The organism is Treponema sp. OMZ 305 (assembly GCF_024181325.1).
In the GTDB taxonomy this organism is placed as follows: Bacteria; Spirochaetota; Spirochaetia; order Treponematales; family Treponemataceae; genus Treponema.
The window spans coordinates 1,015,031-1,040,905 of the sequence record NZ_CP051300.1 but is presented as its reverse complement, the minus strand read 5'-3'; the positions used below and the strand labels follow the sequence as shown (position 1 = coordinate 1,040,905).

The following is a 25,875-nucleotide window of genomic DNA, read 5'->3' as shown; positions in this document are numbered from 1 at the left end:
AGATATATAAGAGAGGTGAGTTGATTATGGAAGTTCAGTTACAGGATCTTGTTGAAAAGATCAAGCAGGACGGTATTGCTTCTGCTGAACAGCAAGCTGCAGGTATCATTGCCGAAGCGGAGAAAAAGGCAAAGGCTATCGTTGCGGATGCGGAAAAAGAGGCTGAAACCTTGCTAAAGAAGGCTGAAAGCGAATCTCAACGGTTTACGAACGCTTCGGAGGCTGCCGTTAAACAGGCTTGCCGCAATGCGCTCATCGCCTTTAGAGAAGGAGTTACCGCTTCTCTCGATGCCCTCATCAAAACGGAAACTGCAGCGGCATATAACAGCGATGTACTCAAAACGCTCATTCCCGAAGCGGTAAAGGGCTGGATTAAAACCAACGAAGCCGATATTTCCGTTGTTCTTTCTCCCGAAGATGCACAAAAGCTGGAAAGCGCTTTGCTTGCTGCGTTTAAGAAAGAGATTGAAAAAGGTATCGAGGTTAAATCCGATGCACAGCTTGCAGGCGGCTTTAGAATTGGGGTAAAGGACGGTTCGGCATACTATGATTTCTCTGCGGAATCAGTCGCCGATTTGTTTTCTGCCTATATCAGCTCACGCGCTGCACGCCTGTTGAAGGATGCGGTAAAGGAGTTATAAGGAGTGGCTTCATACTATTATTTGATGGCTCAGCTGCCGTCAATTATGCCGCACACCGATCCGCCGCTTTCTTATGCGCAATTTAAAGAGCTTGCCCTGCGGTTTTTAACTGAAAAAGATGCCGCAGTGCTGGAATCTTTAACGCTTGTTCCGCCCCGCGAGGCTGTCCATACGGCTTCTGCTGTGGTGAACGAATGGTATGCGTTTGAACAAGAACTGCGGTTTGCACTTGAACAAATGCGCGCTGCAAAGCTGAAACGGGATGAGCGGATTGCTCCTGCGGAAACACCTGCTTCCGCCTTTGATATCGGCGCTATTGTGCGCGGGGTTTCCAACATCGATGACCCCTTAGCGGCGGAACGGTATTTGCTGAATGCGCGGCTTGCGGCAGCGGATCAGCTGCGGAAACTGCATTTCTTTGATAGCGAAGCGGTTTTCGGCTATGGAATTGTATTACTGTTGAGCGAACGGGCTTCAAAATTTAAGATGGAAACCGGCCGCACAGAATATCACTCAATTTATACACAAATTCTCGGAGAAAAGATATGAGAGGAACGAAAGGAAAGGTAGTCGGTATTAACGGGAATATGGTCAGCGTTGAGTTTGACGGTCTGGTTACGTTAAACGAAGTTGGCTACGTCCATATCGGCGACACCAAATTGAAGAGCGAGATCATCCGTATACGCGGCTCCGTTGCTCAGATGCAGGTATTCGAAATTACCAAGGGTATCCGCGTCGGTGATGAAGTTGAGTTTACCGGAGATCTCTTGTCGGTTGAACTCGGGCCGGGATTGCTCGGCAGAGTGTATGACGGTTTGCAGAACCCGCTCCCCGACCTTGCAGAAAAGGCGGGCTACTTTTTGGAGCGCGGTATCTATTTGAATGCGCTTCCTACCGAAGCACAGTGGGATTTTACGCCGGTTGCACAGGTCGGCGATACGCTCGTGCGCGGCGATGTGCTGGGAACCGTGCCGGAGGGGAACTTTACCCACCGGATTATGCTTCCCTTCGGTATGTACGGCACATACACGCTTTCTTCCATTAAACCGGCGGGACAGTACACCGTACACGAAACCATTGCGGAAGTAACCGACGAGCGCGGAAAAAAGTACCCGCTTACGATGAGCTTCCGCTGGCCGGTAAAGCGTGCGATTGACTGCTATGCCGAACGGCTCAAGCCCTCAGAAACGCTTGTTACCAAAATCCGCACCGTAGATACCTTCTTCCCGGTAGCAAAGGGCGGAACCTATTGTATTCCGGGGCCGTTCGGTGCCGGTAAAACCGTTTTACAGCACGCAACCAGCCGTAACGCAGAGGTTGATATCGTTATCATTGCCGCCTGCGGTGAGCGTGCCGGTGAAGTTGTAGAAACCTTAAAAGAATTCCCTGAATTAACCGACCCCCGCACGGGACGTACCCTGATGGAGCGGACGGTTATCATCTGTAATACATCGTCGATGCCGGTTGCGGCGCGCGAGGCTTCGGTTTATACCGGCGTTACCCTTGCCGAATACTACCGCCAGATGGGGCTTGACGTTCTGCTCCTTGCAGACTCCACCAGCCGTTGGGCACAGGCTTTACGCGAAATGTCCGGACGCTTGGAGGAAATCCCCGGTGAGGAAGCCTTCCCCGCCTACTTGGAATCCTACATTGCAGCGTTCTATGAGCGCGCCGGTATTGTCCGCTTAAAGGACGGCAGCAAAGGCTCCGTAACGATCGGCGGTACGGTTTCCCCTGCAGGCGGTAACTTTGAAGAGCCGGTTACGCAGGCAACGCTCAAAGTTGTCGGTGCCTTCCACGGACTTTCCCGCGAACGCTCCGATGCCCGTAAATATCCTGCCATCCACCCGCTCGATTCATGGTCAAAATACCCAAGCGTACTCGGCACGGCACAGGTGGAATACGGCAGAGGAATGCTCCGCCGCGGTACCGAGGTCGAACAGATGATGAAGGTTGTCGGTGAAGAAGGTACCAGTATGGAAGACTTTATCGTCTACTTGAAGGGCGACTTCCTCGACGCGGTTTATTTGCAGCAAAACTCCTTCGATAAGGTTGACGATGCCGTTTCCGTAGAGCGTCAGCGCTATATTTACAAACTGATCCTGCGCATATTGGGCTCTCAATTCTCCTTTAATACCAAGGATGAAGCCCGTGCGTACTTTAACAAGCTGCGCCAGTCCTTTATCGACTATAACTATTCGCCGTGGGAATCGCCGGAATTTAAGCAGCACGAAGCAGCTATTACCGGAGCGCTTTCCGATAAGGCAACAGGGCTTGATGAAAAAGCGGCAAAACTCATAAAAGAAGCGGAGGCACATCATGAAGAAAGTGTACAGTAAGATTGAATCCATTAACGGTTCGGTTATAACCGTCAAGGCTGAAGATGTGTCCTACGGGGAGCTTGCGCAGGTTCAGACAAGCTTTGGCGCCTCACTTGCACAGGTCAATAAGCTGGACGGCGATCTTGTTTCGCTGCAGGTATTTGCTGGTGGACGCGGTGTTTCCACCGGTGATGAAGTACGCTTCCTCGGTCGGGAAATGCAGGTAAGCTTTTCCGATGACTTACTCGGACGTATCTTTAACGGTTCGGGAGAGCCGCGCGACCAAGGCCCGATGCTCAAGGAGAATATGGTAGAAATCGGCGGCCCGTCCGTAAACCCGTCCAAGCGTATCATGGCGAAACGTATGATCAGAACCGGTATTCCGATGATCGACGTATTCAACACCCTCGTGGTTTCTCAGAAGCTGCCGATTTTCTCAAGCTCCGGTGAACCCTACAACGAGCTGCTCGCACGTATCGCAATGCAGGCTGAGGTTGATGTCATCGTACTCGGCGGTATGGGGCTTAAATACGACGACTACCTCTATTTTAAGGATACGCTGGAAGAAGCAGGCGCGCTGAGCCGCACGGTGATGTTTGTACACACCGCCGCCGACCCGACGGTAGAATGTTTGATGATCCCCGATATGTGTCTTGCAGTCGGTGAACAATTTGCACTCAAGGGCAAGGACGTCCTCGTTCTTTTAACCGATATGACCAACTTCGCCGATGCAATGAAGGAAATCGCCATTATACAAGAGCAGGTTCCGTCAAACCGCGGTTATCCCGGCGACCTTTACAGCCAGCTTGCCGCCCGCTACGAAAAGGCGGTTGACTTTGACGATGCAGGTTCGGTTACCGTTCTTGCCGTTACCACCATGCCCGGCGACGACGTAACGCACCCCGTTCCCGATAACACCGGATATATCACCGAAGGTCAGTTCTATCTTAAACACGGACGCATCGAACCGTTCGGAAGTCTTTCCCGTCTCAAGCAGAACGTCAACGGAAAGACCCGCGAAGATCACCGCGCATTGATGGACAACATGATCAAGCTCTATGCCTCCTACAAGGACACGCTTGAGAAAAAGTCGATGGGCTTTATGATGAGCGAATGGGACGGCAAGCTGCTGAAATACGGTGAGCTTTTTGAATCCCGTATGATGGATTTGTCGGTAAACATTCCGCTTGAGGAAGCGCTCGATAACGGATGGAAGATTCTTTCGTCCTGCTTTACTCCTGAGGAAACCGGTATTAAGTCCGATTTGATCAAAACCTTCTGGCCCAAGGATGCGCAGAACAATCCCTCCGCGGATTAATGCGTTTCCTTCTCTATTATAAGGAATAGCGATGGCTATTAAACTGACGAAAAACGAGCTGAAAAATCAAAAAGAATCGCTTAAGATGTTCCAGCGGTACTTGCCGACGCTTCAGCTTAAAAAACAGCAGCTGCAAACCGAAATCCGCACGATTGAGACGCATGCAAAAGAGGTTCGGCTGAACCGAGACGCGCTGCACAAGGAGTTTGAGCAGTGGATTGCCGTCTTCGGTGAAGCGGGAGTCTTTACGCCTGAAATCCTCAAGGTGAAAGAAGTGCGTACTTCGACGGGAAATATTGCCGGTGTTTCGATACCGGTATTTTCCGGAGCGGACTTTGAACGCAGCAGGTACGATCTTTTTACAACGCCGCTCTGGCTCGACATTGCTTGCGACCGGATGGAGCGGGTTTTATCGCTCGATCTTGAAGCCCAAATCCTCGATGAACAGGTGGCACGGCTCAACAACGAACTGCGTACCACAACGCAGCGGGTCAACTTGTTTGAAAAGGTAAAGATACCGGAAACAAAGCGGAACATCAAAAAGATTTCCGTGTATCTGGGAGATCAGCAGGTAGCGGCGGTTGTGCGCGGAAAAATTTCCAAGAAAAACTTGGAAAAGAACGCTCCGGATGAGGAGGAAACAGCATGATTTTACCGATGAAAAAACTGACGCTCCTTGTGCTGGATTCTCAGAAAAAGGCAGCGTTAAAAACACTGCGGAACTTTGGTGCCGTGCATATCGAAAAGGAAGCCGCTTCAAGCGATACCTTAACGGAGCTGCAGAACACATACACGAGATTGCAGCAAGCGGAAGCATTGATTACCGAATCGCAGCCGAAAAAAGCGGAAAAAGCAAAGACTGAACCGCTCACATTGAACCGGAATGACTTATTGCAGGCAGTTGATGAGATTCTTGACCTCAAAGACCAAGAATCAAATACACGAGCTGCAATCAATAAGCTGACCGGCGACATCGAAGCATACAATGCTTGGGGGGATTTTGAGCCCGCAGATATCCGCAGTTTTGAAGAAAATGGCATCTATTTGACGATGGGTGAGCTTCCGGAAAAGTCGTATACCGCATTGCCTGAAACGATTAAAACGGTACGGCTTGCAGGCGGCAAAAAAACAGTCCGCTTTGCGATAGTGTCCGAAACCGCAGATGTTCCTGCCGATTTGCCGTCCGATTTTAGTCCGCTTATTTTACCGGATATGCGGCTTTCGGCAATGCATACCGAAAGGGAACGGCTGCAAAAACAGCTGCCCTCATTCAAAGCAAAGATTGGGGCACGGACTGAATTGCTTGCGCCGTTAAAGGCGGAGGCAAAAAAGCTTGCAAAAGAGATTGAGTTTGAAACCGTCCGTGCCGGTATGGAAGTCATTCCACTTGAAGAAGATACGGCGGCTGCCGGTTCTTCCGTAACGGTTAATGCGTCTGATGTGGGTAATACCGCTTCTGCCGTTTCCGGCAGCGCAGCTACTGCGGCGGTCGGTGCCGGTAATGCTGCAAACGGCACTACCGGGGCAGCCGGAAAAGAACCGAGACGGCTTGCGCGGCTTTCCGGCTATATCCTTGCTGAAAAGCAAGCGGATTTTGCAGGGCTTGCAAAGGCAAACGGCTGGGCATTTATTGCTGATGATCCGGCTGAAGAAGATGCTGTTCCGACTGCAATGCGGCATAACCGGTTCGTACAGCTGCTTACCCCGCTGACGGACTTCCTCGGTACCGTGCCGGGCTACCGCGAACCCGATATTTCGCTGTGGTTCCTGCTCTTTTTCGGTATCTTCTTTGCGATGATTTTCGGGGACGCAGGCTACGGCGGTATCCTCGTGATCTTGTCGCTTATCGGAATCGTCAAAGCAAAAGCGAAGGAGCAGCCCGCTCCGCTCGCTATGCAGATGTTCCTCTACCTCGGTGTTCTAACTGTTATCTGGGGAACTGCAACCTGCAACTGGTTCGGCATCTCGGTGGAGTACATCCCCGCATGGATGAAAAATCTCTCCATACCGGCTATCTCGAATGTGACCGAGGAGAGTATCAGGAATGCTAACTTGATGCAGTTCTGCTTTACGCTCGGGCTTATTCAGCTGACAATCGGGCATATCATCTCGATTGTGCGGAATATCCGTTCTCCACAGATACTGGGACACATTGGTTCCATTGCGATGCTCTGCGGAATGTATGTTGTAGTGTTAAGCCTTGTCGTCAGCGCCGAGCGGTACCAGATTAACCAACCGGTACTGATTGCGGTAGGCGGCGGCTTTGCGCTTAACTTTATTTTTTCAAATTATCAAACCGGTATCGGGCAGAGTATTGTTGACAGCCTTAAAAATATCATCACGATGTTCTTAGGGGTGGTAAACGTCTTTGCCGATATTATGAGCTATATCCGCCTTTGGGCAGTCGGGCTTGCAGGTTCTGCAATCAGCGCGACGGTCAACCAGATGGCGGGTCCGGCACTCGGCAGCTTCCTCATCTTTTTTGGTGTGCTGCTGTTATTCTTCGGACACGGGTTGAACTATATTATGAACGTACTTTCGGTTATCGTACACGGAGTACGGCTTAATACATTAGAGTTTTCAAACCATGTCGGGTTAACGTGGGCAGGGTTCAAATACGAACCGTTTGCAGAATAAGGGTTCTAAAACGAGAAGCTTTTAAAAAGCCGACGTTCTTAGAAGATATGATAAAACGCCGGTGCGTCAGTATCGGCGGATAGAAAGCGGTAACGCTAACATTTCTTATTTCATACGCGGGAGCGGTGAGATAGATCATGTAGATATTACTTGGAGGACTTCAATGAGTTTTGGTATGTTTGGTGCAGCAGCTGCACTCGGTATTTCGGCATTCGGATCGGCATTAGGACTTGCTATTGCAGGACAGGGCACAATCGGAGCGTGGAAGCGGTGTTATTTGAATAATAAACCGGCTCCCTTCATCCTCCTCGCATTTGCAGGCGCTCCGCTTACGCAGACCATCTACGGCTTCTTGCTGATGAATAAAATGCTTACATCAAAGGCTGATCCGTGGTTCCTGTTGGGCGTCGGTGTCGCGTGCGGTCTCGGTATCGCAGCTTCCGCTATTGCGCAGGGCAAGGCTTCCGCAGCAGGTTCCGATGCGTTGGCGGAAACCGGTAAGGGCTTCGGTCAGTACATCACCGTTGTCGGTCTTTGCGAAACCGTTGCGCTGTTCGTTATGGTTTTCGGACTGATTAACTGCTAACAGTGCTGCTTAAACGGATTTCGGCTTGTGCCGGAATCCGTTTTTTATTTTATGACTCGTGAGTCATAATCAGATTTCTTTTTAACAACTCCGCATAATAAAATAGGCTATTCAACCATTCGAAGAAACATATCCGGTGTAAGTACCTTTTAGGGCTTTACACTTTAAACTTGCTTACTTCTGCAGCAAGTCCGGCGATACTCTCTTTATTACGCTGGGTGATTTGATTGACCTCCTGCACGGATGTATTGATATATGATGCACCAGAGGTCATTTCGTCCATACTGCCGGTGATAACACGGGTAAGGTCGTCAAGTATCGCCATTTCCTTTGCAGCTTTTTCACCGCCTTTCAGCATTTCCGAAGAACCGCTGTTAACTTCAACTGTAACCGTATTGATATTCTTAATTGCAGTAAGAACTTCTCTACTGGCATTTTCCTGTTCGCGCATTGCCTCGGTCAGTTGATTACTCATCATCTTAACCTGTTCCGACAGATTAAAAATAACATTGAATTTTTCTTCAACGGTATGAGCCGAAGCAGAAAGACTTTCGATTTCCGTACCGAACTGTTTAAGCGTCGTTGTAATAGTTTTTCCCTGCGTTGCCGAATCTTCGGCCAGCTTGCGGATCTCATCGGCGACGACCGCGAAACCTTTTCCCGCCTCACCGGCATGGGCAGCTTCGATTGCCGCATTCATTGCAAGCAGGTTTGTCTGACTAGCAATGTGTTGAATAACACCACTCGCCTCTATTAAGCTCCCCGACTCTTCTGCAATTTTTTGCGTAATGGCATTGGAGCTGTGCAGCGTTTCTTTTCCGTCGGAAGTAGCAGAGGCGAGTGACTTTATCGATTCATCGGTTCGCTCCAAAGTCTTGGTAATCGAGGCGATATTGGCAACCATTTCTTCAATCGCCGAAGAAGATTCCGCAACGCTTGCAGCCTGAGTTGCAATACTGCCGTTTAGCTGTTTAATCGTTTGGATAATTTCTTCGATGGTCGCGGAAGTTTCGGTAACACTTGAAGCTTGCGTAAAAATCTTTCGTTTTACATCCTCAATATGCGTACTGATTTCGTTCGCTGCTCCGGCAGTTTCGGACATATTTTGTGCAAGCTCGTCGCCTATCTTTGTCATTGCGCCGGCATTTTTATCAACCGATTGAATTGCCGTTCTAATCTTCCCGATTGTTTCATTAAAATACTCGGAAAGATTGCGAATTTCGTCCAGACCGGTTACCGGTAAGCTGACGGTTAGATCGCCTTCTCCCTGTGCAATATCTTTTAATGCAGTGGCTACACGTACAATCGGCCCGATAATCCGGTGCGACAACCAATACACTACGACAGCAGCGATAATTAGCATTGCTATCCCGATCAAATACATCCAACGATTCAATGTACGAACATCGCTTAAAAACTCTTTTGCAGGAGCACGCAGCATCACTACCCAACCGGTCTCCATCTTCTTTCCTACAACAAATTGAGTTTCGCCGTTATACGAACCTGAACCGCTTACAACATCGTTTGAGTTAAAAACCGATTCGACAAGAGCAGATAACGAAGCCATATCTTTATCGTCAGTCGCAGCCTCAGTGATAGACGTTTTTGCAGTAACACGGCTAAAATCGGTATCACCGATAATGTTCCTACTAATTCCAACTATAAAGACGGAACCGCTCGTACCGACAGTAACTGTTTTACAAATATCGGAAAGATATTGACCGTCGATATCGATTGAAAAGAAACCGGTAATCCGCTTATCCTTGTCATACATGGGAATTGCATACGAGATGAGAAAAAGATCCTTGCCTGCTTGAAAAGGCTCGGACAAAAACGGTGTCCCGCTCATAACCGTACTGTACCACGATTGATTTCCGCAAAAGAAACTGCTACCATCAGCACGGATAAGGTTCCCGTCCATCCCTGCCATACCATAGTTCTTTACGGACGGTTGCCGTTTAATCAGGAAGTCAATCTCCCGCAACCGGTCTTGAATACTTAAACTTTCATCAAACAGAACGGGGCTATCGGCAACACCCTCTAACCAGAAAGAAAGATTATCAATTTCATGATCGATTTTTTCAGCAGTTGTAACTGCTTTGCTTTGCAATAGCTCCATTACTTTTGCGGTAATTGACCGTCTGACAATACTGCCAGCTAAAACGGTCTGCAAAATCGATACCGTAACAATAAATATTGCAAAAATAATAATCAATCTTTTTTGCAAACCGAGTTGTTTCTTCATAGCTTCTCCTCACACTAAAACGAATATGGCCGTAAGGCGGTAGAACGATTATTAATTGCGTAACGTTTATTATCATTATCTACATATATTATGTCAATTATCAAAAAACTCCCAGCATCCGCATATTTTTTAACTTTTTTTCACAAAGCATAAAAATTATTAGCCGAAACGCCGTTGATGTCACATAAAAAGGGTATGAACCTTACAAGATTTTATTACGGCATCAAGCGTATGCCGACCCTATTGTGTATGTTTGTTACCCTCTTCGGATGCGTTTCTATGCAAGTCCACGGACAGCAATCGCTTTTTGACCGTCTAACCAATGACCGTTTTATATTCGGTCAACAAAACGGCGAGGAATACGATACCGATGAAGATTCCGACACCGAGACGGAGGATGAATACGACTTCGATAAAGCTTCCGAAACCGGATCGGAAACAGGCGGCGGACAACAGACGGGCGAATCAACTGAGCAGCAAACGGATAAAGCGCTTACCCAACAGACGGACAAAGCTACCGAACGTCAGACAGGCAAAGAGACATCCGAATCGGACATTCGGCAAAACAATACGGCTGATACCAATTCGAAAGAGACAGCCTCGAAACACGACTATTTTTTCCGATATGTACACAGCGTTCGCAAAGGAGCACGGATTTCCACCGGAATCAGCGGCCGCGGCTACATCGGCTATTTACAACTTGAATCGCCGATGCCCGTACCCTACTTTGAACTTTCGGTGAGAAATTTCGGTGTTGGACTGTATCCGCTTGCAGCGCTGCAGTCTTCTTTTCCTGAAAAGCCTATTCCGACGCTGTTCCTCGGCGCAGGTAACCTAACCTTTGACAGTTTCTTAAAAGCCGCGAACTTTACCGATTATTCCAAAACGAAGGCAAGCTACGGCGGGTTTAAATTCCCTCGAGAACAGTTTATCGGTATCGGGAGTGCACAGAAAGCCATTCAATATGGGATTGAAGTATACGGCGGCGGATGGAACGGAGCTTTTTTTGCAAGCCCCGAGCCAAAGAAGCAGCGGATGCGCTACGGCATTATGGGCGGCTGGCGTATGAATCGAAAAAAAGCTGATATCAACTTTGCCGTTCAATACCTTACTACTTTTATGCCGGAATTGATTAGAGAGGTAAAAACATCTACCGCACAGTCTGCAGGAGGAGGCGCTTCTGCGGGTCAACCGGCCGGTACTCCAAATACATCCTTAGATATAAACGGCGAATATACACGGCAACGCTATCACACGCTTTTCGGTCTGAATGCCGTTTTTACCCATCCGATTGTCTCGTTTTCAACGATCGGTTTTTGCAGCTATGCGGCAGACAAAACCGTTTCCGGTGCGGTACAAGCCGAAATCGATGCTTGGTACCGGTATGCGGGTATACGAACCGGCGGCAGCTATACCGGAGCGCATGCCGTTAACTGGGATGGAAAACAGCAAAACGAACAAGTTACCGCTTTTATTCAGCCGCACTTTAAAGTCGGGATTTTTTCGTTGTTCGTGCTCTATGCCTTTAATATGGAAGACAAGACAATAGTGCATAACGGCGGACTCACCGTGCAAGTAAAACATAAGGTTGTCCGCTGGAAGGCGAGCTGGGATTACCGCAATGAGCTACATACGCTTAAAACGGAACTAACATGCGTAAGCAAACCGAAATGGTTTAGCGGCATTCAATGGTTCCAAAAGGCTGCCGCCGGAGCTTCGGTCGAATTGCAGGACAAAAGCGCTAATCCGTTTATTTTAAAGAAGTATGCAGTCCATATAAACGGTCATTTCTGCATTACCGACGGTGTTTTTTGCGGTATCAACGGTTCATTTTCCCAAGCGATACGGAAAGAAGAAAACAAAAATGAGCGCATCATATACCTGCAAAGTCCCGTGTACGGCGGCGGCGTATATGTCAGTTTTAAGCGGAACGGTATTGGAAAGGTACACTCCGGCAAACTGGAAGTTTCGGTAAAAAATGAAAAGCCGTATTACGATGTTAAGCTTGTGTATCAGATTCGAGCGGCAAACGTATCAGCTGCTTTTTAACCACACCCGCAGAATAATGAGGCGGCTATCCTCTGAGCGACGGCAGCACAGTCCAAGCCACTCGTATCGATGATGAGGGTGCTGCTTTTGCGGTACAACTCAGTGCGGCGCACATACAATTCGGTAAAAAGCTGCTGAGCCTCCGCTTTTTGAGCAGCAGGTAGAAAGCGCAAAAAAGCAGGATAATAGCCTGTTTGCACCGCATCACGTGTCAACCGTTCAAAAAGCACCGCTTCCGTTGCATAAAGGAACACCCGCAGCGGTATCGCCGCAATGATAGCGGACGCTTCCGTGTTATCGCAGATACCGCCGCCCGCCGCAATGACAGCGCCGTTTTCGGCTGCTGTATCCTGCCCGTTCTCAACAGAGCCGACGATTCGCAGCGGTAGAGGTGTGGAATACTGCCATAACTCGGCTGCTGGGGCATCGCCGCAGCAGGCATGTAAAGAGCAGCATTCACGCAAGGAGGCGGCTTCCGCAGCGTGTAGGGCGGATAAACCAGCTTGACGGCAAAGTTCCCGCGGCGTTAAGCCGGTGCGGATACAGATACGCTCATCGGTATCATAAAAGGGAAGCCTGAGCTGTTCGGCAAGGAGCCGCCCTACGGAGGTCTTCCCTGCATGGCTCAAGCCCAAAAGTATCATCGGTTTAGAATAGCGGTGCCGCTAGGCGCTTAACGGATGCGGCGACGGACAATCGGGTTCGGGCGGTGTGATAAAGTGCAACAGCATTTTCAGCTTTTTAATCGCAGCGGGGAGCGCAATCCGCAGCGGGCGGGGATGCGTATCATCGGGATTCAGCGCCAAAAGACTTGACGAAGCGGCGCCCATGTACGGCGGAACAGCCCCGAATAACCGCATCATCTCTTCCTGCCCATACTGGCGCCCCGTTTGAACATCTTGCACCATATCCGTCCCATCGACAGGGGTACCGGAAATTCCGTGTGCTGCATTACCGGCGATTCCGGACGGCTGCATATACTTGCACGGCTTCCAGCGGATAGTACCGTCTTTACCGTGGTCTCCCGAAAAGCCGAATAAGCGGCATATCAAGCATCTACCTTTGTATACCGTGCAGTGGTGCGGGCTTTCTGGGTCAAACAGAACGCAGCCGTCGCCTCCGATAAAAGTATCAGTGTCCGCTTCCGCAATACGGTCAGCCCGCTCAGTTTGATTTTCCATCATCCAGGCTGCAAGATATAAGGCTTCCGCCTCGTATACTTCAGGTTCAAAATGAACGCAACAGCTGCCGCAGCCGTCAGGGCAGTGCATAGGACTCTTTGCCTTCCATATTTTTTGATCTGCGTCTATATCATTATACAACGAATCAACTGCCGTCAAAAGATTATAGATCACAGTACCCGCAAATTTTTCCGCTTCTTTTATCATACCGTAAATTCTTTTACCTTATTCGCTAATATTTCGATACTCTCTTTATTTTTTTGTACCAGATCATTTACTTCTACCACAGCATTATTTATTTGAATAGTACCGGCAGACATTTCGTCCATGCTGTTGGTAATAACCTGAGTCAATCCGTCCAGTTTATTCATCTCCTGCGCAACTTCTCCACTACCCGAAAGCATTTCTGACGAACCGGCTTTTACCGTAGTAGTGGTAATATTGATATCTTTAATCGCACTCAATACTTCTTTATTCGCATTCATCTGATCTTGCATAGAACGTGTAATAAAGTCTTCCTGATCGGAAATTTGGGTTGCTAGTTCATATACTTTATCAAAGGTCTGTTCGGCGTCGTTACCGGCAGTTATCAGAGTACGAATGATTTCGATAGACTCTTTCAGAACACCGCCGATTTGCTTTCCTTGTTCATTTGATTCTTCCGCAAGTTTACGGATTTCATCGGCAACAACCGCAAAGCCTTTTCCGGTTTCTCCCGCATGTGCGGCTTCGATAGCAGCATTCATTGCGAGCAAGTTTGTCTGACTTGCAATATTCTGAATAATCACACTCGCTTCCAAAAGCGCATCCGAGCGTTCCGCTATTTGCTGAGCTACCGAGTTTGCCGTTTTAGCGCCATTTTTCCCATCACGGGTCATCGAATACATCTCTTTTATCAAATCATTATTCTTTTCAAGCGTTTGCGTAATAGTAACGATATTTGCAGCCATTTCTTCAACTGCAGAGGAAGACTGGGTAACGGCATTTGCTTGTACTGTAATGTCTGTATCAAGTTCTTGAATTTGTTCAATAATGTTTTCAACAACATTGCCCGTTTTTTGAACACTTGAAGCTTGAGTTTTCGCTTGCCGTTTAATACTTTCTACATTTGCACTAATTTCGTTTATCGCACTTGCCGTTTCAGCCATATTATTGTAAAGATCATCTCCCACATGCTGCATCGTCTTCGATTCATGGATAAGCGAATTAATCATACCGGCAACTTTATCCATCGTCGTATTAAAATCGATCATCAAACGACCTATTTCATCATTTTTCTTAATATAAAATCGCCCTGTCAGATCGCCGGATGCCATTTTTGTAAAGATGAGCTGCAGCTTTCGAAAATACCCTTTTAAGCGTTTGGAGACCCAGAAAATAAGCCAGAAAAATATAATCAGCATCCCCGTTCCAACGGCAGCCATGCTAATAACAATTCGGTAAAAACTTTCCAATATTTCACTATTTTGCACCAATATCGCTATTTTCCATCCCAATTCATCGATTGAAAAGGCTCGTACCCGCCATTGAATATTATCAATAGTAACAACTTCCGCTTTGGTACCGGCATTTTGAAAGTTTTTAAGATATTGATTACCGGTGTCATCCAGCTTTGTAAACACTAAATCCCGATGCATCGGATCAGCTAAAATAGTACCATCATTTTGAAACAACATTACATATCCTGTCTTGCCGACCTTTATCGAATCAATAAAAGAAGTAAGTTGCTCAAGTTTTACCTCAACACTCACACATCCAATAAATTCTTTTGCCGGTGATAATACTCGCCGAGAAAAACAGATAACAGACGCACCTATTGTTGACATATAAGCGGGTGTTACAATGGTATCGCCGTCGGCAGCTTCTGCTTGTCGGTACCATGAACGCTTCCGAGGATCATAACCGGCGCTCATACTCCCATCCCAAGAGGTTGCATAGCCGCCCCATTTTGATCCGAAATATACTTCCGCAGTATCGGGATAACTTCCATGAATGCGCTTAAACAGCGTTACCATTGCTTGTTCCGTACTGCCTTTTTGCGTATTTTTTACGATAACGTCTTGTTTTGCAGACATATAGCTATTAATTGTTTCATCGGCGGCCTGTACCGTAGGATGGTCTGCAAGCATTTTTACCGTGTTTTTATTATTTTGCATAAACAAGTTGATCGTTTGTTCTATAAGCGAAAACTGTTGAGATGAGGTTCGATCATATTGTTTTATATTAACCTGATATAGTTGAAAACCGATGATAACACAAGCGCATATTATTAAAATACACAACGTAACGACACCGGCAACCAAAATTTTAGTACGCAGGGAGATATTCTTTTTTCTCGTATCCATTTTTTCTCTCCTCAATAACAATTAAAAAATACTTAAATGACAGAACCTATTTTCCAAATAATCCGCGCTGCCCTGCTTTAATCCATTTGCCGGGCATACGCGATAATGCAGGCTGGTTTATTTGTGCAGCCAACCATTCGGTATAAAGCGCATTATCTTCTCCCTCAAGGCGAACAAGCATTGTTTGCAGAAGAGCATTTTCTTCCTGTGCAAGCGTTGCCACACTTGCCTCCGCCATCCGCACAAATGCCCCGGAAGCAGCGGCAACCGGTATATTTCCGCATGAAGGAGAGACATCTCGATGTACGAATATTAATTTTCCGGATTTTTTATGAATAAAATACCGCATAAATGTATAGACCAACTGTATATTTGCAGTAATCAATTCGGTAACGATCTTGTCGGCATGCAACACACCGGTATTGGAATATAATTCGGTATATGCCGGTGCATCGAAGATCAGCAGTGCAGTTTCAATATTCAACTGTAACGTTTTAAATTGAAGTGGTAAAGATTGAAGAGAAAATACGGATTGGCGGTTCCATAATAATACAGGACCTATCGTATTCTCCGGTTTTTTTTCTTTTGTCCGTTCGGCATCGGAAATAACGATTACACGCTGACCCTGTACCCGTAAAAAATCAGCTAAGCTTAACGAAAAATTTAAACGATCGTCTGTTATCAGTATATCAGTACTCATAGCTACCAGTATATACCGAATAAATAAAAAATCAAATAGCGGAACCGCCTTTTATCCGTATACCCTAGTCGATTAAGGTTGCCTCAACCATATAGCGGAAGGAATCACCCGCAGCAGAATATTCTTTTTTTTCGATGATAAAAATAATAGCGCGGGAGGTGTCATCCATCAATATCTTTTTAACGGCATAATTTTTAACACCGCTTCTGACATAATCGGGACGACCAACTTCTTTTTTTACTTTAGTTCCGTTCGGTTTTGTTTTTTCTACCGTTAAATAGAATGAACTTTCTGTTTTTGATTTTTGCGTTGTATTCAGCACAACCGTATATTCGTCACTTGTTTGGAAGTCGCGGAAGAACAATGTTTGATTCCCCTCCGTTGCTTCTGTCTGCGCATAAAGAACCCGTCCCTGCCGCGTTTCGGAAATTCCCCATTTACTCAGTGAAACTTGCGCTCTATTCTGCAGTGCAAGGAAAGTTGCTTTACTCTCTTTTCCTTCCGTTTGCTTTGAGGGCGATGTCCTGAAAATACCGTTAGGGAGAAAAGTATTGCCGCCTACATCGACAGCATAAATTTCAGCATACGCACGATAAGTTTTATCTTGTAAGCCGTGTTGACCGAATGCAAACTTTGTTCCATCGGCTGAAAAACCTAAATTAACAAAGTTGGCAATATCTCCTGCATAAACGGCAGAAGAAAAGACTGCCATGATAATTATCATATAAAGTTTCCGCATAACAACTCCTGTGCATGAAGAATCCGTAAAATGTTTCTATACCTTTATCGGAATATAAAATGCAAACTTTAAAAAGGAGGAACCAAACAAGAACTTTGTCTTGTTCAAAGTAATCGAAATCAATTACCAATTAAAGGAACTATAAATTATCCATTACCCATTACTTACCCAGCTGCCGCCAGACTGTAAGCTGCTCTTGTATCAGTTCTTTGCTTTCTTCCAAAACTTTTAACTGGGCTTCTTTTGTCGTAGGTGCGGGATATATTTTAAGCACTTTCACGCGGTATGCACCTCCGCGCAGGTTAGTTGCAAGTCGTGTTACCGAAGAAATATTCCATCCGCCGTCAACTGCAGCAACAACCACCGGCATAGGCGCTTTGGATAAAAACCGCCGGAATCCTGCCGAATGAAAAGTCCCGACTTCGCCGTTTTTTGAGCGGGTACCTTCGGGAAAGAGGATAGGTATCCAATTATTACGCACCACCCGTTGTGCAAATAAATCCATTGCCTGCATCGCTTGGCTGGGGCTGCCGGTACGCCGTACAAGGCAATGCTCGTCGCTTTTTAGCATAACGGAAACTAACGGCACATGGTCTGCAAGTTCTTTTTTCGCAACAAAACGAACCCGTTTTCCGCCGAGATAGTTCATATACACAACAATATCCAAAATACTCTGATGGTTGGAAATCAGCAAATATTGCTCCGGCAACTGCGGCACAAGAGTATAGTCGCCTTTAAAACGGAAATTAAGGTAAGCGGAAAAGATTGAAAAGATACGGTGAGCGATAACGGTTGAAATATGTGCATTGATTTTTTTACACCACGGCCGGTATACGGTGTATGCAATACGGTTTAATAACGCCCATCCGGCTAAAGCGCCGACACAGCATATAATACAAAAAATACCCAGCATAAAGATCCTATCAATACAAAAAGTTTTCGACAGTATAGACTATTTCTTCTAAAGATGCAAAGCATTGCTTGGTTTTGGGAATACTGTCGATAAAAATTCTCCCGTATTGCTTAACAAGCGCCCGTTTGTCGAGCAGCGTTACAATGCCGCGGTCTGTCTGCGAGCGCATCAGGCGGCCGAAGCCCTGCCGGAATTGTACGACCGCCTCGGGAACGCTTAATTGCATAAACGAGCTACCCCCTCTTTTTTCGATGGCATCCGCACGGGCGCGGAAAAGCGGCGCACTCGGTACCGCAAAGGGCAGTTTTACCAAAATGACATGGCTAAGCGCCTCTCCCGGTACGTCGATGCCTGCCCAAAACGATGCAGTCGCGAATAAGCTACTGTCGATATGCTCTTTAAAGGTTTGCAATAGGCGGCTGCGGTCGTCCTCCCCCTGCTGCAAAAGCTCCATATCGGGGAGTTCCTTGCGGGCGTACGCACAAGTTTGTTTTAACGACTCGTAAGAAGTAAACAGGACAAGCGTTTTTCCTCCGGTCATCTCGATCAGTTTAGTAACGGCGGTATTCACAAATTGCTGAAACTGCTCATCATCAGGGGCAGGCGCATCGGTCGGAATGTTCAAAAGCACATTTTTATCGTACGGAAAAGGAGAATCAAAGGTACCGGTGCGTACCGGCTTATCGGAAAAAGGATGCAAGCCGACCCTTCCCAGCCAATACGAAAAGCTCGTACCGATTTTCAGCGTTGCGGAAAGCGCAATAACGGTATCGAAAGGGGTGAATACCGCCTGCCGCAGCAGCCCCGACATATCCACCGGCGTTTGATTAAAGTACGGCACTTCCCCCGCAGGGCTTTGGTATTTTTCTATCCAGAAGACGAAATCCGGTAGTTCCTTCCAGCGGAAAAAGTTTTCGAGTGTTTCGGAAATATCCTGCAGCCGGTGCAGTGCGAGCGAACCTTCCCGCACCGCTTCTTCATACGGAGAACCTTCATCCGGTTCGGCATTGGTAATCAGCACTGCGAGCTTGACATTGAGGATATTCAGCTCTGCGTAAAAATCCTTGCACGCGGCAAGCAGCGCCGCCGTCTTCGATGCCGGTACCTGTGTAAAACCGAGACTGCTCACATTCCCGCAAAACGAAAGCGCCCGCCCCTCCAATACGGAATAAGCCGTTTGCGTTTTAGTAAGTGCGCCGATGATCGCCGGCATCAACTCGGCTTTAGTAGAAACCGCAGTGATTTTTTCGAGGCAGCCGGCGGCCTTCCCTTTTTTGGTGCGGGAAAGCGTTGTAATGCAGCGGGTTAAATCATAGCGGGAAAAGGTACGCGAAAAAAATCCGCTTGCCGCCTCTTCAATCGTATGAGCCTCGTCAAAGATGATTGCGTTAAAGGGCGGGAGCACCGCGGTTGAATCATAACCGGCGCCCTCTTTTCTGCTGGCAAGATCGGCAAAGAGCAGGTGGTGATTGACAATTAAGAGCGCCGCCTTTTCAGCCTTTTTACGCATCTTCATCACAAAACAGTCGGAATAAAAAGGGCAGCGCTGCCCGAGACAGTTATCCGATTCGGAGCAAATCTTTGACCACAGCCCTGCTGCGGGCATAAATGGGAGTTCGGAGCGGGCGCCGTCTTTGCTTGTCTGCACCCATTTTTGAATGGCGGCCAGCTCTTCCGCCTCCTGACTAAAGAGATCCGGCTCCTGTATCGTTTGCATAAGCCGCCGCAAACAAAGGTAATTCTGCCGCCCCTTAATGAGCACCGCTTGCGGCTGTTCCGATTGCTCGCCGCATATACCGAGTATTTTTAAGGCGTCGGGGACATCCTTATCGATTAATTGATGCTGTAAATTGATGGTACCGGTAGAGATAACAATGCGGACTTTGTTGGCAAGCGCCCATTCAAAGGCTGGAAGTAAGTACGCCAAACTCTTGCCGACGCCGGTTCCCGCTTCAAAAACGCCGATTGCGCTGTCGTTAAAGCAATGGGTTATTGCGCGGGTCAGATCAAGCTGCGGGGGACGCTCTTCATAATGATCAAAAAAAGAGGCAAAATTGCCGGTTTCTTCAAGGTAGCCGACTATTGTATCGGCATTCAGGCGGCGGTATACTCGTTCCTCCGCTTCATCTTCGTAGTGCATGAGAGATTAGTCGCGCAACCATTCTACCGTTGCGGTATCGTATTTAACGCTGATAATGGCTGTTTCATTATATTGTATCTGCGCATCGACCTTTGTGCCTGAAAGGATTTTTTTATCGGGGGATACCAAAAAGCGCCACTGCGGAGGATTGGTCTTTTGCACTGCTTGACGGGCAATCTCATCGGGTAAATTGAGGAATTGGCGGGGTTGCAAACTCCCCTTTTGCGTTACCAGCAGATATCCGTTATCAATTTTTAAATCGAGCGAGACGGATACGCCGCTTGAAAACACCGCCATCCCGCGGCCGCCGCGCAAGATCATCACACGATCAAGCCCCGGTTCCCCCTTCCACGAACCGGCGAGCGAATCAACGGTTTCGATGTATCCGAATTCCATACTCTGTTCGTTTTGCGGCAGGGACCGTGCAAGCTGTTCCAACGGAACCGAAAAGTCAAAGAGGTTGAACACCAAAAGCCGGGAATCAAGGAGAATTTTGTTGACATTATCGTATACTTTTGAAATGATTCGCGTTAACTGCTCTGTTCGTCCTTTCAAAATGAGTTCAAGTTTAATTCCGTCCGGCACCTCTTCCAATGCACCGAAAAAAATATAATCAATAGCCGGATTTTTAGGAAAATCAACAGGTACGGACTGGTTCCGCAAGTCAAAGATAGTGTAGGTTTTCAGTTCTTTAATAAAAGAAAAGACAAGATTATCGACCGTTTGAGCAGTTTGCCCAGATATTGCAGGAGCTTGTAATTGATAGACGGCAACGCCCGGCAGCGCCGAAAGCGCCGACGGCAGGCTGATAAGCAGAAGGAGAAGCGCTATAGATACTTTCTTTGTTCTTCTGTATTTCATTGCTCGTTATCACCTGTTTTTCAGCTGCAATTCTCGTTGCATATCCCGTTTAATATCCCGCTCTTTTATGTCAGCCCGTTTATCAAACTGCTTCTTTCCTTTACAGATGCCGAGCATAACCTTAATCCGTCCCCGTTTTAAGTAAAATCCCAGCGGAATAAGCGTATAGCCTTTTTCTTCCGTTTTTCGGGTCAATCGTTTAATTTCATCTCTATGCAACAGCAGTTTCTTAGGACGGTCGGGATCATGGTTAAAGATTGAAGAATACACATATTCCGAAATATGAAAATTCTTCAGCCATACCTCATTCCGTATAATTTCGGCAAACGAGTCGGGAAATGAAATTCGGCCGTCCCGCACCGATTTTATTTCGGTACCTTGCAGCGCAATCCCGCATTCTATGGTTTCTTCGATAGAATAGTCGAAATGCGCTTTTTTATTCTTTGCGATAATTTTTATCGGCTCTCCGTCCATCAAACTCATTATATTCATCTGAAAATACTTGTCAACGTAGAAACAAAATGGTACTGTAGTTACAAAAGGTATTCCGATATCATTCTTCAAATATGCGGCATCACCGGTAAAATAGGTTTTTTATGTTTTTTCAACGGTACAAATTTACTTCATATACTGAACGGCGGGAAAAGCGGTTTAAAATTATCCGTATCGCTTTTATTATTTTCTTACTTTTTATACTGTATCAGCTTATCAACTCGTATATTATCGCCGCGTACCGCATTCAAGCGGATACGATGCAGCCGACTTTTTCTTCCGGCGATATGATTATCACCGCTCCTTTTTATTCCACTCAAAAAGATATTGAACGGGGAACGCTCGTAACGGTTGAACCGATTGCAAGACCGCATCAAAATTTCTTTGAAAAAACGGTACAAAAAATCGTTGCCTTTTTTACCTTCCAACTGGTTAATCCCTTTGCTGCCAATCAACCGGCGCAAGCAAAGCCCTTTATCCGGCGCGTTGTCGGCATTCCCGGTGATACGATATATATGGAAGATTTTGTACTGCATATCAAAACAAAAGACGGCGGACATTTTTTAACCGAGTTCGAAGTAGCCGACAACGACTATAACGTCAAAATCGAAAACCTGCCGGAGAACTGGGATACATCATTGCCGTTCTCAGGCGCGTACCCCGAAATGACGCTCAAAGAAGGGGAATACTTTGTGCTGTGCGACAACCGGATTGCCTCAAGCGATTCCCGCCTCTGGGGGCCGTTGCAGGCGGCAACGCAAATCAAAGGACGCATATTGATGCGATATTGGCCGTTTTCTCATATTTCGGTTTTTTAAGCCGGAACCGTATCCGTGAAGCCTGCCGGTCTTTATATTCATATTCCGTTCTGCACGCAAAAATGCCGCTATTGTGATTTCTACTCGATAACGCAAAAGGCGGACTTTGCCCCTTATCATCCCAATCCTCAATTTATCGAGCAGCTCCTGCACGATGTCCGTTTTTTTAAAGAACGCTCTGCTATTGAATCATGGAAAACCGTCTATATCGGCGGCGGTACACCTTCGCTGCTGCACCCTGATGATATTAGCACCCTCGCGGCCGGTATCCGTAAAGAGCAACATCTGCCGGTTCAAGAATTTACGATAGAAGCAAATCCCGAAGATATTCATCCCGAATGGCTTGCAGTTTGCAGCGAAAGCGGCATCAACCGGCTTTCCATCGGCGTACAAACTTTTGATAACGATGTACTGGCCGTAAACGGACGCCGCGGTTCAAAAGAAAAAACGATAACAGCTTTGGAGACAATAAAACGCCGATGGCAGGGTGAACTTTCCTGCGATTTAATTGCGGGATTGACCGGACAGACTGCGGCGAGCCTTTCCGGCGATGTGCGGCGACTGATAGACTACCGCATCGATCACCTCTCCCTCTACGGACTGTGCAGCGAAGCGCCGCTTCCGGAAGCCCGTGAAGATTTTATTTCCGAGCTTTTACGAGAGAATACCGCGCTTTTAGCCGAAAACGGGTATATCCGGTATGAGGTGTCGAATTTTTCGTATCAGGATAAGCACCGTTCCCTTCATAATCAAATCTATTGGAATATGGAACCATACGCCGGCATCGGCCCGGCTGCATGCGGAACTCTGATACATGAAGATACTGGCGGCAAATTTATCGCAGCGGAGCGTTTTGAAGGAAGTAAAGATATCGATAAATGGATGACCGCAGCCGACCGCCTTTCGGTATATTCATACGAACATATCGACCGAAATACCTTTTTGGAAGAGGTGTTGTTGATGGGTTTCCGGCTTTCGGAAGGGATTAACCGGTCGGCATTTGCACGGCGGTTCGGCGCTGATATTACCGCCTTTATCGGCAATACCCTCAGCCGCTGGGAAAAACGTAGGCAGTGCCGCATCGAACCTAACCGCGTATATCTTACGGAAGATGGTATGTTATTTCTGAACCGTTTTTTAGTCGATGCGCTTTCGGAATTGGATGCAAAATAACAACCTGCCGGAAAGCCTCTTGACCTCGACGGCTAATCATTGTTATTCTGTGAGATATGACAGAAGCGGATAAAATAGCGCTGATAGACTTGGATGAAGAAGATTACGATACGGTTTTAGCCTCGGATATCGTCTTTGACGGAATCATTAAGTTTGAAAAACCTTTTATGATAAAGGGCGCCGTACAAGGAACTATTCAATCTTCAAGCGATTTAATGATTAGTGAATATGCAAAAGTAAAGGCAAAGATAGACGCAGACCGCGTTATTATCAAAGGCGAGGTCATCGGTAATGTTACCGCTACTACCTCCGTGCACGTATTTGCCTCGGGGAAATTAACCGGCGATGTAACAGCTCCCGAAGTAATACTGGACAGCGGTTGCTTTTTTAGCGGTATCTGTACGATGGATCGGCATTAGAGGTTTTAAGAACGTGGTTGCACTCCGCAAGGGCTTTCCGGCCGGAATCGGATTAATCTTTTTATATATTTTATTACCCTATTATATTCATGCACAAAAGGATGCTGATGCACTGGTGTTATACCGTGAAGGCCGCTATAAAGAATCCGCATCGGTGTGTTTAAACGAAATAGAACGGATGCCCCGCAATATCGACAGCTATGTGGTACTGACATGGGCGTTGCTTGCCGATGAGCGCTATCAGGAAGCGGCCGACTGGACGGTTAAGGGGCGGGAAGTTTCACAATACGACCCGCGGCTTATCGAAAGCCATGCACAAGCGCTTTATCATCTTGGAAGGAACGAGGAGAGCCTGCACCTTTTTGAAGATTATATCGCCTATGCGCCTAACGGTACGAAGGTGAGCGGGGTGTATTATCATATCGGAGAATTGTATTTACGCATGGCAAAATACCGTCACGCCGATATCGCGTTTTCTACGGCTATCCGATTGGAGCCGCTCAATAGCGTGTGGTGGACGCGGCTTGCGTACTCACGGGAGCAGGCAAAAGAATACAGGGCGGCATTGGAGGCCTATTCGTCAGCCTTGCAGCTAAATAAAAATTCAACCGATGCTCAAAAAGGTTATGAGCGCGTACTGCACCGTTTTTAATCCGCTGCAATGTTCTCTCTTTTTCATGTCTCCTGATTGAGGGTTCCCTTCATTTCTATGAATGTTCAATTATGTTCAATACGAATTGAAACGCTTGGATGCAGGCTTAATCAAACGGAAGCGGAATCCTTTGCTGCGCTGTGTACCGATGCGGGATTTTCCATCTATACCGGTCATGCCGATTATGCCGGATATGCCGGTACAACGCCTGCCGACACTTCAACGATAACAGCCCCGGAAGCCGCGGCTCCCATCCGGCTATCTTCTGCGCTGCCGCCCGAACAGACGGTTCTCTGCTTTGTAAATACCTGTACGGTAACCGGCAAAGCGGAACAAAAGGCGCGTCGACTGATCAGATTACTGGTGAAGACACACCCCCATGCCGTTATTCTGGTAACAGGCTGCTATGCTCAACTGGAAGCCGCGGAAATAGAAGCGCTGCACCCCCATATACTCGCGTTTCCCGGACAACAGAAAGATTTATTAACCGAAATACCGGCATACCTTGCAAAATTGGTAGCCGACAGCGCTTACTTTGATACAGCCTTTTTTCTAAGCGCAGTGCGCGCCTACCTTACCGACTTGACAACCAAAGCTCCGCAGCATACACAGGACAAACCGGTACAAAACTCATCAGTACAAAACATATCCATACGCGGCATACGGGAGAAGCGGCTATTCGCACTCAGCTCCCCGCATTTTTTATTCCACTCACGCGCACTGCTGAAAATTCAGGACGGCTGTAACGATGCCTGTGCTTATTGCAGGATACGGCTTGCACGGGGTAAATCCGTGTCGCTGCCCGCCGCCGAAGTCCTCGAACGGCTTCGCCGTATAGAAGAAACCGGTGCTCGTGAAGTAACGCTGACGGGCGTGAACCTGTCGCAGTACCGGAGCGAAGCCGGAGATTTTGCTGATATACTCAAACTCATACTGGAAAACACTGAGATGCGTATCCGCATTTCGAGTCTTTATCCCGACAGGATAGATGAGGTGCTTGTCCCGCTGCTGGCACATCCGCAGATTTGCCCCCACTTTCACCTTTCCGTACAATCGGGCAGCGATACCGTCCTTAAAGCGATGCACCGCGGATATAGGAAAGCAACCATATATCAAGCCGTTTCCGAACTCCGTCGCGTAAAGGACAATCCGTTTATCGGTGCGGATATCATCGCCGGTTTTCCCGGTGAAACGGAAGCTGATTTTGAAGAAACGTACCGGATGTGCCATGAACTTGAGTTTGCGGGAATACATGCGTTTCCCTTCTCTGCCCGCCCGGGAACAGAGGCGTGGAAAATGCAGCCAAAAATACCTGAACGGATTGCAGGTCAACGGATAAAAAAGCTGAACGAGCTGGCGGAAACGCAATTCGCATCATATTTACAGGCATGGGATGGAAAACCGATATGCGGGGTTGTCGAAGCGCCGCGCAACGGACAGCAAACCGTTATCACGGAAAATTATCTTTCGCTGCCTTTAATACGGGATTCTTTACAGGAGCGTAATTTGCAAGGCGGCGAATATGTCCGTGTACGAGTGCAAGGAAAGAATGCCGTAGTGACGGAAATTATCTCCAGCCCGCACAGATAACCGGATAACCGAACCGAAATATCCTCACATCATTTTGATGGGTAATGATACCGAT

23 protein-coding genes are annotated in these 25,875 nt (G+C 47.4%); 13 read left to right on the top strand and 10 right to left on the bottom strand.

The window, feature by feature from the left end; all coding sequences use genetic code 11:
• The first annotated feature begins 26 nt into the window (after window positions 1–26).
• From ABK01_RS04655 to ABK01_RS04625, 7 genes are all read left to right on the top strand, one after another.
• The gene (locus ABK01_RS04655; RefSeq protein WP_253676404.1) at window positions 27–641 is read left to right on the top strand and encodes a V-type ATP synthase subunit E; all 615 of its coding nucleotides are present in this window, start codon (window positions 27–29) and stop codon (window positions 639–641) included.
• A gap of 3 nt (window positions 642–644) precedes the next feature.
• Complete coding sequence (locus ABK01_RS04650; protein WP_006187904.1) at window positions 645–1,190, top strand: hypothetical protein; 546 nt, start codon at window positions 645–647, stop codon at window positions 1,188–1,190.
• Complete coding sequence (locus ABK01_RS04645; RefSeq protein WP_253676403.1) at window positions 1,187–2,980, top strand: V-type ATP synthase subunit A; 1,794 nt, start codon at window positions 1,187–1,189, stop codon at window positions 2,978–2,980. The genes ABK01_RS04650 and ABK01_RS04645 overlap by 4 nt, the downstream gene beginning before the upstream one ends.
• Window positions 2,961–4,280 carry a V-type ATP synthase subunit B gene (locus ABK01_RS04640; protein WP_253676402.1) on the top strand — a complete coding sequence of 440 codons (1,320 nt, stop codon included), beginning with the start codon at window positions 2,961–2,963 and terminating at the stop codon, window positions 4,278–4,280. The genes ABK01_RS04645 and ABK01_RS04640 overlap by 20 nt, the downstream gene beginning before the upstream one ends.
• Window positions 4,281–4,311: 31 nt before the next feature.
• Window positions 4,312–4,929, top strand: a complete 618-nt coding sequence (locus ABK01_RS04635) for a V-type ATP synthase subunit D (RefSeq protein ID WP_253676401.1) — start codon at window positions 4,312–4,314, stop codon at window positions 4,927–4,929.
• Window positions 4,926–6,917 (top strand): V-type ATP synthase subunit I, encoded by a 1,992-nt coding sequence (locus tag ABK01_RS04630; protein ID WP_253676400.1) that lies wholly within the window; start codon window positions 4,926–4,928, stop codon window positions 6,915–6,917. Before ABK01_RS04635 ends, ABK01_RS04630 begins: the two co-directional genes overlap by 4 nt.
• 163 nt (window positions 6,918–7,080) lie before the next feature.
• Window positions 7,081–7,503 (top strand): ATP synthase subunit K, encoded by a 423-nt coding sequence (locus tag ABK01_RS04625; protein WP_006187911.1) that lies wholly within the window; start codon window positions 7,081–7,083, stop codon window positions 7,501–7,503.
• Window positions 7,504–7,660: 157 nt separating this feature from the next.
• Here the strand turns inward: ABK01_RS04625 and ABK01_RS04620 are convergent, their stop codons facing one another.
• Window positions 7,661–9,748: a methyl-accepting chemotaxis protein gene (locus ABK01_RS04620; RefSeq protein WP_253676399.1), complete on the bottom strand. Its 2,088-nt coding sequence runs from the start codon at window positions 9,746–9,748 to the stop codon at window positions 7,661–7,663.
• A 195-nt stretch (window positions 9,749–9,943) separates the two neighbouring features.
• Here ABK01_RS04620 and ABK01_RS04615 point away from each other — a divergent pair, with 195 nt between their 5' ends.
• Entirely contained in the window at window positions 9,944–11,797 is a 1,854-nt protein-coding gene (locus tag ABK01_RS04615) for a hypothetical protein (RefSeq protein ID WP_253676398.1), read from the top strand.
• Here ABK01_RS04615 and ABK01_RS04610 read toward each other — a convergent pair.
• From ABK01_RS04610 to smpB, 9 genes are all read right to left on the bottom strand, one after another.
• Complete coding sequence (locus ABK01_RS04610; protein ID WP_253676397.1) at window positions 11,794–12,441, bottom strand: shikimate kinase; 648 nt, start codon at window positions 12,439–12,441, stop codon at window positions 11,794–11,796. The two genes, ABK01_RS04615 and ABK01_RS04610, sit on opposite strands and share 4 nt — an antisense overlap.
• A gap of 21 nt (window positions 12,442–12,462) precedes the next feature.
• Window positions 12,463–13,185, bottom strand: coding sequence for a YkgJ family cysteine cluster protein (locus ABK01_RS04605; RefSeq protein ID WP_253676396.1), 723 nt, complete (start codon window positions 13,183–13,185; stop codon window positions 12,463–12,465).
• Window positions 13,182–15,323: a methyl-accepting chemotaxis protein gene (locus tag ABK01_RS04600; protein ID WP_253676395.1), complete on the bottom strand. Its 2,142-nt coding sequence runs from the start codon at window positions 15,321–15,323 to the stop codon at window positions 13,182–13,184. The genes ABK01_RS04605 and ABK01_RS04600 overlap by 4 nt, the downstream gene beginning before the upstream one ends.
• Before the next feature lie 46 nt (window positions 15,324–15,369).
• Window positions 15,370–16,023 (bottom strand): hypothetical protein, encoded by a 654-nt coding sequence (locus ABK01_RS04595; RefSeq protein WP_253676394.1) that lies wholly within the window; start codon window positions 16,021–16,023, stop codon window positions 15,370–15,372.
• A gap of 64 nt (window positions 16,024–16,087) precedes the next feature.
• Complete coding sequence (locus ABK01_RS04590) at window positions 16,088–16,762, bottom strand: DUF2259 domain-containing protein (RefSeq protein WP_253676393.1); 675 nt, start codon at window positions 16,760–16,762, stop codon at window positions 16,088–16,090.
• A 160-nt stretch (window positions 16,763–16,922) separates the two neighbouring features.
• Window positions 16,923–17,675 (bottom strand): lysophospholipid acyltransferase family protein, encoded by a 753-nt coding sequence (locus ABK01_RS04585; RefSeq protein ID WP_253676392.1) that lies wholly within the window; start codon window positions 17,673–17,675, stop codon window positions 16,923–16,925.
• A gap of 10 nt (window positions 17,676–17,685) precedes the next feature.
• Window positions 17,686–19,815 carry an ATP-dependent DNA helicase gene (locus ABK01_RS04580; protein ID WP_253676391.1) on the bottom strand — a complete coding sequence of 710 codons (2,130 nt, stop codon included), beginning with the start codon at window positions 19,813–19,815 and terminating at the stop codon, window positions 17,686–17,688.
• A 6-nt stretch (window positions 19,816–19,821) separates the two neighbouring features.
• Window positions 19,822–20,676, bottom strand: coding sequence for a TP0183 family DNA metabolism protein (locus ABK01_RS04575; protein WP_212566265.1), 855 nt, complete (start codon window positions 20,674–20,676; stop codon window positions 19,822–19,824).
• Window positions 20,677–20,685: 9 nt separating this feature from the next.
• A complete protein-coding gene (smpB, locus tag ABK01_RS04570; protein WP_253676588.1) occupies window positions 20,686–21,150 on the bottom strand; it encodes an SsrA-binding protein SmpB in 465 nt (154 codons plus the stop codon).
• Window positions 21,151–21,272: 122 nt separating this feature from the next.
• On the opposite strand from smpB, the gene lepB reads away from it, so the two are divergent.
• From lepB to mtaB, 5 genes are read left to right on the top strand one after another with little or no spacing between them, the layout of a single operon-like run.
• Window positions 21,273–21,986, top strand: coding sequence for a signal peptidase I (gene lepB, locus ABK01_RS04565; RefSeq protein ID WP_212566264.1), 714 nt, complete (start codon window positions 21,273–21,275; stop codon window positions 21,984–21,986).
• A 15-nt stretch (window positions 21,987–22,001) separates the two neighbouring features.
• Window positions 22,002–23,159 carry a coproporphyrinogen-III oxidase family protein gene (locus ABK01_RS04560; RefSeq protein WP_253676390.1) on the top strand — a complete coding sequence of 386 codons (1,158 nt, stop codon included), beginning with the start codon at window positions 22,002–22,004 and terminating at the stop codon, window positions 23,157–23,159.
• Between the two features lie 56 nt (window positions 23,160–23,215).
• On the top strand, window positions 23,216–23,578 hold the full coding sequence (locus ABK01_RS04555) for a bactofilin family protein (RefSeq protein ID WP_253676389.1): 363 nt from the start codon (window positions 23,216–23,218) through the stop codon (window positions 23,576–23,578).
• 13 nt (window positions 23,579–23,591) lie between these two features.
• The gene (locus ABK01_RS04550; RefSeq protein WP_253676388.1) at window positions 23,592–24,230 is read left to right on the top strand and encodes a tetratricopeptide repeat protein; all 639 of its coding nucleotides are present in this window, start codon (window positions 23,592–23,594) and stop codon (window positions 24,228–24,230) included.
• Window positions 24,231–24,287: 57 nt separating this feature from the next.
• Complete coding sequence (gene mtaB, locus ABK01_RS04545; protein ID WP_253676387.1) at window positions 24,288–25,820, top strand: tRNA (N(6)-L-threonylcarbamoyladenosine(37)-C(2))-methylthiotransferase MtaB; 1,533 nt, start codon at window positions 24,288–24,290, stop codon at window positions 25,818–25,820.
• Window positions 25,821–25,875 lie beyond the last annotated feature (55 nt).